Origin of the sequence: uncultured Hymenobacter sp. (assembly GCF_964243305.1) — a bacterium.
In the GTDB taxonomy this organism is placed as follows: Bacteria; Bacteroidota; Bacteroidia; order Cytophagales; family Hymenobacteraceae; genus Hymenobacter.
Genome location: NZ_CAXTEF010000023.1, coordinates 41,774 through 55,066 on the forward strand (window position 1 = coordinate 41,774; position 13,293 = coordinate 55,066).

The 13,293-nt window shown below is 60.9% G+C and carries 10 protein-coding genes; 5 read left to right on the forward strand and 5 right to left on the reverse strand.

What is annotated here, in order from left to right; genetic code table 11:
* Nucleotides 1-168 precede the first annotated feature (168 nt).
* On the reverse strand, nt 169-2,322 hold the full coding sequence (locus ACFE70_RS13485; protein ID WP_375418280.1) for a glycosyl hydrolase: 2,154 nt from the start codon (nt 2,320-2,322) through the stop codon (nt 169-171).
* 424 nt (nt 2,323-2,746) lie between these two features.
* On the opposite strand from ACFE70_RS13485, the gene ACFE70_RS13490 reads away from it, so the two are divergent.
* From ACFE70_RS13490 to ACFE70_RS13510, 5 genes are all read left to right on the forward strand, one after another.
* A complete protein-coding gene (locus ACFE70_RS13490) occupies nt 2,747-3,676 on the forward strand; it encodes a hypothetical protein (protein WP_375418281.1) in 930 nt (309 codons plus the stop codon).
* Between the two features lie 194 nt (nt 3,677-3,870).
* Nucleotides 3,871-5,466 carry a RagB/SusD family nutrient uptake outer membrane protein gene (locus ACFE70_RS13495; protein ID WP_375418282.1) on the forward strand — a complete coding sequence of 532 codons (1,596 nt, stop codon included), beginning with the start codon at nt 3,871-3,873 and terminating at the stop codon, nt 5,464-5,466.
* 367 nt (nt 5,467-5,833) lie between these two features.
* The gene (locus ACFE70_RS13500; protein ID WP_375418283.1) at nt 5,834-7,039 is read left to right on the forward strand and encodes a site-specific integrase; all 1,206 of its coding nucleotides are present in this window, start codon (nt 5,834-5,836) and stop codon (nt 7,037-7,039) included.
* Nucleotides 7,040-7,045: 6 nt separating this feature from the next.
* Nucleotides 7,046-7,501 carry a DUF6934 family protein gene (locus ACFE70_RS13505; protein WP_375418284.1) on the forward strand — a complete coding sequence of 152 codons (456 nt, stop codon included), beginning with the start codon at nt 7,046-7,048 and terminating at the stop codon, nt 7,499-7,501.
* Nucleotides 7,498-7,677 carry a hypothetical protein gene (locus ACFE70_RS13510; RefSeq protein ID WP_375418285.1) on the forward strand — a complete coding sequence of 60 codons (180 nt, stop codon included), beginning with the start codon at nt 7,498-7,500 and terminating at the stop codon, nt 7,675-7,677. The genes ACFE70_RS13505 and ACFE70_RS13510 overlap by 4 nt, the downstream gene beginning before the upstream one ends.
* 304 nt (nt 7,678-7,981) lie before the next feature.
* Here ACFE70_RS13510 and ACFE70_RS13515 read toward each other — a convergent pair whose 3' ends face one another.
* From ACFE70_RS13515 to ACFE70_RS13530, 4 genes are all read right to left on the reverse strand, one after another.
* The gene (locus tag ACFE70_RS13515; protein WP_375418302.1) at nt 7,982-8,299 is read right to left on the reverse strand and encodes a DUF4158 domain-containing protein; all 318 of its coding nucleotides are present in this window, start codon (nt 8,297-8,299) and stop codon (nt 7,982-7,984) included.
* 302 nt (nt 8,300-8,601) lie between these two features.
* Complete coding sequence (locus ACFE70_RS13520) at nt 8,602-10,998, reverse strand: outer membrane beta-barrel protein (protein ID WP_375418286.1); 2,397 nt, start codon at nt 10,996-10,998, stop codon at nt 8,602-8,604.
* 305 nt (nt 10,999-11,303) lie between these two features.
* On the reverse strand, nt 11,304-12,563 hold the full coding sequence (locus ACFE70_RS13525) for a helix-turn-helix domain-containing protein (protein WP_375418287.1): 1,260 nt from the start codon (nt 12,561-12,563) through the stop codon (nt 11,304-11,306).
* A 32-nt stretch (nt 12,564-12,595) separates the two neighbouring features.
* Nucleotides 12,596-13,225, reverse strand: a complete 630-nt coding sequence (locus ACFE70_RS13530) for a recombinase family protein (RefSeq protein ID WP_375418288.1) — start codon at nt 13,223-13,225, stop codon at nt 12,596-12,598.
* Nucleotides 13,226-13,293 lie beyond the last annotated feature (68 nt).

Here is a 13,293-nt window from a genome sequence, read left to right on the forward strand (position 1 = left end):
GCTGAGTTCTGCGTAAAAGTAGCCCGTGCCACTTGCCGCAAATAATAATTTAACATTTCCTTGACCCTGCATAACTCATTGTGGTTGAGTTTACGCAAGCAGCCGGCCCCTACCCCCCCCCTTGGCGGGTTGGGCGCGGGAAGGGGGGTAGGGACCGGGCAGGCCGAATCAGGGGGCTACCACTACGCGCTGGCTCAGGGCGGGCCGGCCAGCCGGGCGCACCACGAGTTGATACACGCCGGGCGCTACGCCGGCCAGCGGCACCTGGAACTCATTGGTGCCGGCCAGCAGGCGCGGGCGCATCGTTTTCACGCGCTGGCCCAGCGTGTTCACCAGCTCGACCTGAGTGAGCTGGGCAGCGGGCAGGCGCAGGCGCACGTTGAGGGTGTAGCCGCGGGCCGGGTTGGGGAAGGCGCTGAAGCCGGCATCGGTGGCGGCGGCGCCGGTTTTGGTGGCCAGGGCCAGCGTTTTCCAGTCGGCCAGCTCGTCCTTGGTCAGGATGTTGGCGTCGTTATAGACGCGCCGCAGATACGCCGCCGGCTGCCGGCGCACGAACTCGCCCTGCCAGGAGCAGAACCACGACCACCACGTGGCGTAGGCGTTCAGCAGGCTGGGGTCGGGCGGGTTGCCGGTTTCGGTGAGGGCGGCCAGCTTGCGCCCGCCGAACAGCGTTTGCTGCCCTTCCCAGTAGCTGCTCAGGCTGGCCGTGCGGTCGGGGCCGTACACATCGTGGCCGGTGATGTCGGCGTATTCGTCGCCCGGATACCAAGCCAGGCTCTGGTTATCGGTGACGGAGTACACCCAAATCAGGTTGTGCAGCTGGTGCCGGTTGGTGAGCCGCTCGTGCATGAGGCGCCACAGCTCCTTGAACGGCTCCGGATTTTTGTCGCGGCCCCACCAGAAAAAGCCGCCGGCCGCCTCGTGCAGCGGGCGCCACAGCACCGGGATGCCCGCCGCCTGAAACTTCAGCAGCTGCACGGCAATCAGGTCGATGTCGTTGAGCAGGGCCTGGTAGCGGGCGCCGGTCTTGTCAGCCAGCACGGCGGCCAGGTTGAAGTTGGTCCGGTCGGTGTAAAAAGCGCCGCTCGGGTCGGTGGCCGTCTTCAGGTCGGTGGGCGAGCGCCAGTGCCAAATCAAACTGGTGATGCCGCGGCCGTTGCCGCTCGTGGCCCAGGCCAGGTAGCGCTCGGTGGTGCCGTTGGGCTGGCCATACTGCGCCACCGGCGCGGCGGTGTAGTCGTAGAGGTCCATGCTAGCCAGGGCGGGCTCCTTGCCGGTGGTGGCCAGCACGTAGCTGATTTCCGAGCCGTTGCGGCCGTACTGGTCGTCCTGCTGCCCCGACAGCGTTTTGCTGCCGTACAAATCAACCAGATATGACATCAGCGCCCGCGCTTCGGGCGTGGCCTGCGGGTCGATGAGCTGCTTAGCCGGCTTAGCTGGCAGGGCCACCGTGACGGGCGTGAGCTGAATGTAGTCGATGCCGTAGTAGCCGTAGCCGCCGCCGATTATTACCGTGTTCAGGCCCTGGGGCAGCAGCACCTTGCCCGCGTCGGCGGTGGCAAAGTTGGCCGCCGCCGTGGTGCCAGGAAAGCTGACCGCGCTCTTGGCCTCGTTCACTGTCACGTTGGCCATCTTGAAGCCGAAGGGCGAGGTGTGGCCCACGGTGAGCTGATAGAGGCCGGCGGTCGGGTTATTGAAAGTGATGGCCACGTTCTTGGCGTCGCTGTTGTCGAAGCCTGTCACGAAGCCCGTTCCCGAAAAGCCGGCGGGCGCCGTGGCGACGCTCGTGCCGCTGAGCAAGCCGTCCTCGGCTTCGGCGCGGCCGTTGACCAGCGGCGCGAGCCTCGTCTCGATGGGCGTCAGCTCGATATAGTCGATGCCGAAATAGCCCTGGCCGGCGTCGATGGAGATGGTGTTAGCGGCGGCTTGCAGCACATAGTTGCCCGCCGCAAGCGTACCGAACGCGGCGCCCGTAGCGGTCAGCGTGCGCTCGGTGCTGGTGCCGTTGACCTCCACGTTGGTTTTCTTGGCCGCCGTGGGCGAGGTGTAGCGGATGGTCAGCGCGTAGCGGCTGGCCTGGGCCGGAAACCGGAAAATCAGGCTGTCGGTGCTGTTCTCAAACTCGCCAACGTAGCCCGCGCCGGCATAGCCGGGCGTGGCGGTCTGCCGGGTCAGCCCTTTCAGGATGGCATCTTCGGCTTCGAGGCGAATTACGGTGGGCGCCGTCTGGGCCTGGCTTAGCGCCGGGGCCAGCGCCGCCGCGGCCAGCGCCAGCCGCCGCGCCCCGCGGCCCAGCAGGTTGAGTAAAGAAGTTTCGCGCATAAGAACAGAAAGTCTTGATTGAGTAAATGGCTAGCTGACAAGCAATTCTAATTTGACAAACAGTCGCTTGGAACGATGCTGTTCGCCATGTAAAACTATAACAATCAAACACTTGTGGCTAATACTAAATCAGCGTTTCCTTGCTCGAAAATTGTCTGACGTCGTGCCCCACAAAAAGCCGGCTGGCCGGCCTTGGTCCAAAAGGAGGGGGTAGGGAAATGAGAGCCAGGCTACCTGCGCCGCTAGCTGGCCCGACCGGACCAGCTGGCTGGCGGCGCGGACCGAGCTGGCAGCGCGGGTAGCGGCTTGCCGGACGATAGGGGGTAGGAAATCACGAGAAGCAGCGGGCCGCCGGGGCCGGCAGGACGTGGCCCCGCGGCCGGCCCGAAGGCCACCTAGGCCGGCGGGCAGGGTCCCGGTAACTGTGGGCCAGGCTCCGTCGAGCGCCAACGTGGCCTCGCTGCGCAACGGCGGCCTGGAACTGGCCCTGAACTACCGCAACAGCATCAGCAAGTTTCGCTACGATGTGGGCGTGAACTTCACCAAAGTGAGCAACGAGGTGACCAGCCTCGGCGGCGCTTCGCCCATCGCCAGCGGCAACGTTATTTCGCAGTTCGGCAACACCACCCTGACGGGGGTAGGGCGCGAAATTGCCTACTTCAACGGCCTGAAAACGGACGGCATCTTCCGCAGCGAAGCCGAGGTAAGCGCTTACACCAACGCCGCCGGCACCCTCATTCAGCCCGACGCCCAGCCCGGCGACGTGCGCTACCGCGACGTGTATGGCAACGGCCTGATTGACGACCAGGACCGCACCTATCTGGGTAGCGCCACGCCCAACTTCAGCTACGGCATGAACCTGAGCCTGGGCTATGGCGGGCTGGACTTCAAGATTTTGCTGTATGGTGTGCAGGGCGCGGAGGCCATCAATGGGCAGTCGTTCAACCTGCTTAAAAGCAGCAGCTTCGCTAGTACCTGGAACAACTTTTCCGCCTCGCGCCTCGACCGCTGGACGCCCTCGAACCTGAATGCCGACCAGCCCCGCATGACCGCGGTGGATGACAACGGCAACGACCAGTTCAGCAGCCGCTACGTGGAAGATGCCAGCTACCTGCGCGCCCGCAACATCGAATTAGGCTACTCGCTGCCTACGCCCTTCACCACCCGCTATGGCATTGGTGGCGTGCGCTTCTATGCCTCAGTCGATAACGTATTCACTATCACCAAGTACACTGGCCTCGACCCGGAAATCTCGGCCCAGGGCTTCTACAACAATCCGCTGGCTTACGGCGTGGATTTCGGCAATTATCCCCAGCCCCGCACCTACCGCCTCGGCCTGAACGTGCAGTTCTAAGCGTCTGTAGGTTAAGCCAACATCAGAAAAAGAACGTCATGCTGAGCCTAAGCGAAGCAGCTCGCTCGGGGAAGTAATCAACGGAGCCAGACAGTTAGGTTAGGCAGCGGTAGAGATACTTCACTGCGTTCAGCATGACGTTCTTTTTTTGTATCGAATACTCTCTAAATGCAATTCCCTACCCCCCTTTACATATGAAAATCAATCAACTAGCCCGCGTCCTTACCCTGAGCGCGCTGGCCGTGCTGTCGCAGGGCTGCGAGGACTTTCTCGAAAAAGAGCCGCTGGGCAACGTGACGCAGGGAAACCTGTTTCAGGACCCCGTGAATGCGGTGCAGGCCGTGAATGGCATCTACGACGTGGCCAGCTGGGACGAAGGCCCTAAGTACGGCAGCGGCGACTACGTCGGCCACATGTACGAGTGGATGTTTGGCGACGTGCTGAGCGACAACGCCGAAAAGGGTAGTACGCCTACCGACTTCGCTTCTATACAGGAGTTGAAGGAGTGGCGGGCCGACCCCGGCAACGGTCCCATCACCACGCTCTGGTCGCACAGCTTCACGGGCATCGCGCGGGCCAACATCGTGATTAACAACGTGGATGCGGGCACCATCGACGCGGAGCTAAAGAAGCGCCTGAAGGGCGAGGCCCTATTTCTGCGCGCCTACTTCTACTTCTATCTCGTGCGCACATTCGGCGGCGTGCCGCTCTTCAGCCAGAGCGTGCTGCCCTCGGAGTCGGCCGGCGTGCAGCGGGCCAGCATCGCCGAAACCTACGCCTTCATCGAGAAAGACTTGACGGATGTCATCGCGCTGCTGCCCGAAAAAAGCGCCTACGCCGCCGCCGACCTGGGGCGCGCCATCAAGGGCGCCGCGCAGGCCTATCTGGCCCGCGCCATCATGTACCAGCTCGGCACCGTGAACGGCAACAACCACACCTGGCAGGACGTGTATGACCTGACCAGCGCCATCAGCGGCTACAGCCTGCTGCCCAACTACGCCGCCGTGCACCAGACTGAAGGGGCCAATGGCCCGGAATCGGTGTTCGAAATACAGTTCGCTCCGTCTTCCGAAGGCTACGGCCCCATTAAGACCGGCACGACCAGCAACGTGTTCCAGAACAGCCGCAAGACCTTCGGCTACGGCTTCAACAACCCGACCCAGAACCTCTACGACGAGTTTGAGGCCAACGACCCGCGCCGGCCGGTCACCTTTATCAGGAATAACGACGTGGTGCTGGGCATCGTCAACCCCATTGATATAAGCGAGAACGCGACCGGTTACCTGAACCGCAAAGTGGCCATCCTTCAGCCCCAGGAGAATAAGTTGGGCGACCAGAACATCCGCAAGTTTCGCTACGCCGACGTGCTGCTGATGAAGGCCGAAGCCGCCGCCAACCTCGGCCGTAGCGCCGAGGCGGTAGCCTTGGTCAACCAAATCCGGCAGCGCGCCCGCACTTCCACTCAGCCCAAGGGCAGCACCGTCGGCTCGCTCACGTATGAGGCCGCCGCCGTGCCGGCCGGCACGCTGCCCGACCTGTCGGCTTCGCTGAACGGCCCGGCGCTGCTCACCGCCATCTGGCACGAGCGCCGCGTCGAGCTGGGCATGGAAGCGCTGCGCTACTGGGACTTGATTCGTACCGGGCGCTACCTGGCCATCCTGCCCGCCGATGTCCGCGCCCGCTGCCTGAGCCGCAGCGTCACGCAGGGCGCCGTTAATCCCACCCCGCTGCTACCCATTCCGTTGGTCGAGTCCCAAACTTGGGGCATCACCCAGAATCCGGGTTATTAAGCCAGTAGGGGCTCGTTAGCTTGGACCCATTACCAGTGTTGCCGCTCACGGCGTTTGGTCAACCCTAGCCGCTGAGAAAGGCCTAGCCGCTTGCGCAGCACCCGGCCCAAACCAAAACAGGCAGCCACGGAAAAGACCGTGGCTGCCTGTTTCGTATAAAGTCCTGGTGGAGAATATCGGAGTCGAACCGATGACCTCTTGCATGCCATGCAATTGATATTGGCTACTTTCTATCTGTACTGAATTGCTTTCATTTGTTTATCAACGAGTTACATAAAATACTTTTGCTTTCATTAGCTTATGATGAGCTGATTTTGCTACCTTTGTTTACACCATGTTTACACCGAAAAAGGGCATGCAAACCACCGTGAAAGCCGTTCTATACACATCCAAGGTGCTTAAGAATGGAGAGCATCCGATTTTGTTGCGCCTGACTCGGGACCGGAAGCAGTTAAAGATTGGTTTAGGCATCAGCTGCCAGGTTGACGAGTGGGACCTGAAGGCGAATCGGCCCAAACGAAGGCACAACCTGTATCAGGAAATCAAGCGGGCGGTCGACAAGGCCGAGCACGAGGCAGAGAAGGTGATTCTCGACTTCGAGAACAACGACAAGCCGTACACCCTCGAAACCATCAAGGCCAAGCTGGGCAAAGTGCAGACCCGAGAGACGGTGCTTGGCTACTTCGACCAGTGGGTCGCCCGTCTGCGGGCCACAGACCGGTTGGGCTATGCGGACATCTTCCATGCCACCAAGAAGAGCCTCATGGCCTACCGTGGCGACAAGGACTTTAGCTTCTCTGACGTTAACAATGCCTTTCTCACCCGCTGGGAAGAGCACCATATACAGCGTGGTACCAAGCCCAATGCCTTCTTCGTCTATCTGCGGACGTTTAAGACGCTTATCAACTACGCCCGGAAGGAAGAAGTAGTAGCGGGCGAGTACGACCCATATAAAGGTATCAACTTCGCCAGGTTCCGGCGCATCGAAACCCAGCGCCGCGCCATCTCTAAAGCCGAGTTGCAGCGCATCAAAGATTTGGACCTGGTTGACAACCCGGCCCAGGCGCAGGCCCGTCGCTACTTCTTGTTCAGCTTTTACTGCCGAGGCATCAACTTCGTAGACATGGCCTACCTGCGGTGGAAGGACTTCCGCGACGACCGCATCTTCTACAGCCGTCGGAAGACGAAAGAGAACTTCAACGTGAACGTTCTCGCTCCCGCTCAGGAAATCTTGGACTACTACCGAGAGTTGGCTGCTGCCAGCCCTTCGCCTTACATCTTCCCCATCTTGAGTGACTTTCACCAGACGGAGCAGCAGCGCGACCATCGCGTTCAGAAGGTGCTGCGCCAAACCAACCGCAGCCTGAAAGAACTGGCGAAGCTGGCCGACGTGGACACGCCGATTACAACCTACGTGGCCAGGCACTCATTCGCTACTGTGCTCAAGCAGTCCGGCGTCCCGATTGCCCAAATCAGCGAGATGATGGGGCACGACAGCGAGGCCACCACGCGCATCTACCTTAAAGGGTTTGACAACGACGTGTTGGACGCGGCTAGTCACGCTCTATTATAGCCGCGCATGGACAAGCCATTCTACTCGTTTCAACGCCTCGGCCCCAATGCACTTTACTTTGAGTTCGTCAGCGAAGGCCCGAACCCGGTGCGTAAGCTGGTACTTTACTCTCAAACCGATGTTGCCGACTTGTACAGCCTCTCGCTGGCCGACGTAAACGAGTACGGGCAGCCGGACTTTCTCTCCGTCAGCAACAACGGCGACTTGGAGCAGATTATGGCAACCGTGGCCCAGACCATGTTAGCCTTCTTCGCCGAACACCCCACTGCCACTGTCGCTTTCACCGGCAGTACGCCGGCCCGCACCCGCCTCTATCAAGTGGTGCTGGCGCGGGAAGTACGGGCCGCATCCACTAACTTTATTATCCTCGGGCTGCACGGCACCGACCTCGAACCGTTCGTGCCGAACCGGACCTACGACGGTTTCGTTGTACGGCTACCCCTTGTTACTCCTACGCCATGAAATCTGCAACTACAGCCCCCAAGCCGGAACGCCCGGTCCGCAAGCGCCCGGCCCCGCGGTTTGCGTCGATGGAAGAGTTTTTGGCCGCTGAGCAGAAGCGGTTTCAGGAGGTGTTTGGCGGCGTGGATTGGGAACAAGCCAAGCGACTTGCTACTGCAAAACCAGGGCAGGAGTAGATACAAGGTTCGCTTTTTTGCTCTGTTCCTGTGCATGGAGGAGCACTAGGGTAGGAATAGAAACCATCAGTAAGCTAACTTCCCGAGCGACGCTTCCTAAGAAGTGAGGGTACGCAACGGGTGCAGCTGTCCGCAGCAATAGCTTCGGGTAGCGTGAAGCCGTACCTACCCGGTACATTGACGTGTTCGTGCAGCAACGGCAAGAGATGGTTCACATCCTTTAGATGGGCGCGGTGCGCAACGCTTCGAGTTGGGTGAGCCGTTGGCAAGGTTCTACGACTAATAGCGCTTTCAACGCTGCCTGTCATGCTGAGTTCAATCGGTTATGGAGTTGATGGTATAGGTGTCTGCCCGTCCGCTCGCGGACCCGCGCAATTAGCCGGGTCAGCACCGTCACTCCTGGCAGCATGATGCGCTGGGCCACCAGGTGCGCGGTTGCTAAATCAAACAGGAGGCTGTGCCGCGCGGTGCTGGTATGGACCTGGGCGTAGAGCCAGCGGGCCAGGCGAAACGCCGGCTGACCCTCAAAGGCGACAAAGCGCAGGTACGACACAATGTGTACCTGGTGGTCATGGAGGGTGTTGGACCGGGTGTACTCGCCGTTCCAGGTGTCGGCCGTCAGGTGAAGTTACTGGGCCAGAGTTTGCACCACGACGGTTGGCACCTGCGTGGGAATAGTCAAAAACGTGCCCAAGAACCGCAGCGTGCACAGCTGCACGGGCGCACCCGAGTTGGGTGTAAGAACGGCGATAGGAAGCCAGAAATTGAATGTTCTAGGGGCTGAGGTAAAAGAAACGGACTAGTTGCTCCGGGCTGGGGTCGGCGGGGTAGCGCCCGTAATGGGTGGACTGTTCGTCGCTGAGAAATTCTACCGGCATGAGCGAAAAAAGATGAATTAGGATATCCCTGCGCTTATGGCCGAGGCTATTGTTGGCCACCTGCCCGTCGCTTTTCCTCCTCCGCGCCGTCCGCGCGGCGGCTAGCAGCCGCTTGGTTGCTTCCCAAGCGGTAGCTGAGCGAAAGGGTCGCTACCCGTGAATCCCGACTTTGGGTGAAATCATCCACGTAGTTATCATACGTGGAGGTGGCAATATTCCGGTTGGTGTACAGGACATCGGTTACATTAAACTTAAGGGTGCCCTGACCCTTCAGCAGACTTTTCTGGGCCCCAATGGTCACATCACCGTTGGCGCGGGAGGTAATGAAGCCATAGATTTCGGGCGACTGGTAGGTGGCGCTCAGGTCAGCGCTCCAGCCCTGGCCCAGCGTGAGGGTGTGCGTGCTGCTCACATTAACCGACGGCATGGCCCGGTTGAGCCTAGTGCCGGCTAAGTCCCCAGTAATGCGACTGTAGTAGAAAACGGCGCTGTTGTATATCGACCAGGTTTTACTGGGCATAAGGGGCACCGTTAGCGTCAGGGCAGCGTAGTGCTGAACACTCAGATTGACGGGGCGGGCCAGCACGAAACGGCTCGTGGCGGTAGCGGGCTGCACCACAATTAGGACCGGGTTTTGCGTGTTGCTGTAGCTAAAGCCGACGGTATATTTTTGCCGATAGGTGTGCGTTACTTCCGCGTTGTAGCTGGTTTGAGGAAGCAAGGCCGGGTTGCCCGAGCGGTAGGTGGTGGCGTTCAAATAGATACGAAACGGGTTGAGCTGGTCGTAGCCTGGGCGGTCGAGGCGGCGGCTCAGCGCCAACGTCAGCTCGTGCTGGGGCGAAAACGTGTATTTGAGTAAAGCGCTGGGAAACAACTGGAAATACTGGCGGTCAAAACGCTGGTTGCCCACTTCCTGCACGCCCTGGGCGCTCGTCTGCTCGCCCCGCAAGCCCACCTGCCAGGTGGCTCGCGCCCCAGTTTGCTGCCAGTTGAGGTAAGCCGCCCGGATGTTTTCAGTATAGCGAAACCGATTGGTTTGGGCCGTATCAAGGGTCGTAACCCCATCGGTGGTTTGTTGGAACACGGCATCGTTGCCAGATTGCACCTGGCTGACTTTGAGCCCCCCAGATAGGAGTTGGCGGTAAGGCAGCGGGTGCCCGTAGTCGAGTTGGCCGGTGAGCAGGCGAAGGTGCCCCGATTGGTCGCTGGTAAGCAGGGTGGGACCCGCGCTGCCGGCATCGAGCAACGCTGACAAGCCTTGTTGCCGGCCGAGGCGGTACGTGGCGTAGTTGGCATCGACGGTCAAGGCGCGACTGTTGCTGAAGTCCGCGAAGGCTTGCCGTAGGTTCAGGTTGGCGGCCAGGTTGGGGGTGCTCGCGTTGCGGTACGCTGCCGAGGTGAGCGTGCGATTGACGGTGCCGCCAGCATCGAGTAACGCCACGGTGTTGGTTCCCTGCCCGTTGCCCTGGGCCACTTGGCCGGTCAGGGCGACCCCCAGCGTGGTGCGGCTGGTGAACACATAATCCGCCCCTAGTTTCCAGTTGTGGGTCTGGGTGCGGGTCACGGTGTAGTCCTCGTGGTCGCTGCCGCTGGTCGGCTGGCCCTGTTCGTAAAACACCCGGTGGCTGGTCAGGCGCAGGTACGTGCTCCGGTCAGCATAGGTATAAGAACCATAGGCATTGGTTTTTCCTCGCCGGTAGTTGAGCGTGGCCCCGGTGGTCAACCGGCCGTACACCCCGCGCCCGTAGCCCAGGTTCAGGCTACCGTTTGCGCCCTGGCGTTGGTCTTTCTTGAGGTTGATGGCAATAACGCCGGCCGTGCCCTGCGCGTCGTAGCTGGCGGGCGGGTTGGTAATCAGCTCGATGGTTGCGAGCTGTTCGGCCGGCAGCGTGCGCAGGTAGTCGGCTAGCTCGGTCCCCGTCATGGGTTGGCGCTTGCCATCGATGAGCACGAGCAAGCCCTGTTTGCCGCGCAGGGCCAGGTTATCGCTGCCGTCCACGGTTACGCCGGGTGCCCGCGTGAGCACGTCCAGCGCCGTATTGCCCGCCGCTAGTGGTGAGTTTTCCACGTTGACGACGGTGCGGTCGGCCTGATGCTCAAACAACGGTTTCTGGCCCATCACCTTCACCTCCTGGAGCACCGTGGCGGCACTGGGGCGCAGGGCCACCGCGGGCAGGACCAGCCCCGTGATGGGCAGCTCAAATGCGATGCTCCAATAGCGCTCGTAGCCGACCTGCGCCACCGACACCAGGTAGCGCCCCTGGGCGGGTGCTCCCAACGTAAAGGCCCCTTTCGCATCGCTGAATTCCGATTTGACTACGGTAGAATCAGTGACCCGGTGCAGGGTGATGGTCGCAAACTCAATGGGTGCCCCGTCGGGGTCACGCACCGTGCCGGTGACGGAAGCCGGGCCCTGACCGAAGGCGGACAACGCGCCGCCCATTCCCCAGCAAACGACGAACAAGTAGACTATTCGCCCCCAGCGCAGCGGAAGAAAAAAAGCAGCGAAGTATCGTGCCACAGCAGCAATAGCTGGCTCCGGCACCCGCCCACTTGGGCGGTCTTGCGCTGGGCGGCGGGCATCCTTGGCCGCCGCCAGCTGGCTGGGGCAGCCGTTGTTATAAGAGGTAAGTGAGGGAGAAAGGCGGCAGCGGCGCATGGTGGGCAGCGGGCTAGTGAAACGATGCCACAAAACTCCCGCTAGCCCTTTGCTCCCATGCCCCAGTGCATACGTTGGCCTGCCTCAATCTATGATTTGGGGCGGATAAGTTCGCTGGGCGCCTGCCCCACCACCTTCTTAAATACCCGGTTAAACGTTGAGCGTGAATTAAATCCACTTTCCAGCGCTACCCCTACCAGCGAGTAGTGCGCAAAGCGGGGGTCGGCGAGTAGGCGCTGCGCTTCCCGCACCCGGTACGCATTCACAAAGTCATTGAAGTTTTGGCCGCAGCCGGAATTGATGACTTTGGAGAGCAGCCCCGACGTGATGCGTAATCGCTTCGCCACCTCGGTCAGGGTCAATTCGGGTTCCAGCCAAGGCTGCTCCTCGGCCATCAGCGCCAGCAGCTTGTCCCGCCAGACCAACAGCTCTGGGGCCAGTTGCGCCGCCGGCAACTCGGCGCTGGGCGACGCCTGGATGGCCGGGGAGGTTGCTACCGGGGCCGGGTTCAGTTCGGCCGTTGGCTCGGGAGTGGTAGGTGAGTCGGGGGCGGCATCAAAACGCAGCGGGGTGGTAGCGGCGGCGTAGTTGGCTTGCAGGCCGACCGCTATCAGCCAATAAACGAGTAGGCCGCGCAGGAAAAAGTAATTCCAGGAAGCCGCGTCACTCAGGCCAACTTTCCAGTCCACCAACGTAAATAACTGGCTCAATGCCAAGGCCAGTACCTGCACCAACACCAGTTGCCGCAGCCCAGCAAAGCGCAGGCGCTCGGTATCCGAAAAGTTATCATGGAGGTAGCGGGTGTAGCGCCGGTAGTCGGCCAGTACCCGCCAGCAATAGGCCGGCAGCAGCACGTATTGGGCATAGCCGAGGTAGTGGGCGAAGACCTCCGCCGCAATCAGGGCCGGCCCTTTAGTGCCCGCCTGATACGGCTGGTGCTGGCCGCGTGTACTCGGTAGCCACAGCAGGTCGTAGCCCAGCGCCCCGACTATCAGCCCCAATTGCAGCAGGCCCGGCAGCAAGGGCAGCCAAGCCCGCGGAAACAGCCGGAACTCCTGGCTGGTCAGGCTTCGAAAATAGAGGTAATAGGCCGGCCCCAGCAGCAGGTTGAGCTGCCAGGGCACGTAAAACAGAGCCGTCGTGTACCCGTCGTGGCTGTCGTACCAGCCGGCGTAGGCCAGCATCTGCTGCGCAATGCTCAGCGTCGGCACGGCCAACAACACGGCCAGCAGCGCATCCGTCAGGGCACTGCGCCGCAGTGCTCGCAGCAACAGCCAGCCCGTGGCGACGATGCCGGTTACCACCGCCGGCAGTAGCAACGAGCTATGAGCCCCGAAATTAAACAGCATAGGCACTTTAGTTGGCTAGATGAACCTAGTCCCTAAGCCTTGGAAGTAACCTCGACGTTGCCGCCGGTGGGGACGTCCAAGTGCGCGAGATAGCGGTAAATGGTGGCGCGGCCGACGCCGAGCAACTGGCCGATTTCAGCCACGGTCTTGTCCTGCTGTAGGTACAGCGTTTTGGCCGCCTGCGCTTTGGACAGGGCTTCTTTAGAAAGGCCCTTGGGCCGACCACCCTGCCGGCCTCGGGCCCGCGCCGCAGTCAGCCCCGCTTTTGTGCGTTCGCGGATGAGGTCGCGCTCAAACTCGGCCAACGAGGCGAACAAGTTAAACATCAGCCGACCCTGAGCCGTGCTCGTATCTAAGTGGTCCTGCAAGCTAACGAAATGCACGCCCTGTTGCTGAAAGCCCGTTACCAGCGTCACCAGGTCTTTTAGGGAGCGGCCCAGCCGGTCGAGTTTCCAGACCACTAGCGTGTCGCCCGGCCGTAGCCGCGTCAGTAGCTGTTGCAAGGCTGGCCGCTCTTTCACGGAGGACACTTTTTCTTGAGCAACCTCAGCGCAGCCATGCGCTTGCAACGCATCAGTTTGGAGGTGCAACTGTTGGTCCGGCGTACTTACGCGGGCATAGCCAAAAATCATCTTAGGTATTCTCAAAAAGTCAATGAGCACGAAGATAGCGAGTCATTGATTCGTGAGAACAAAAGATGAGACGATTTTTAGCAACTTATCAACCCTTT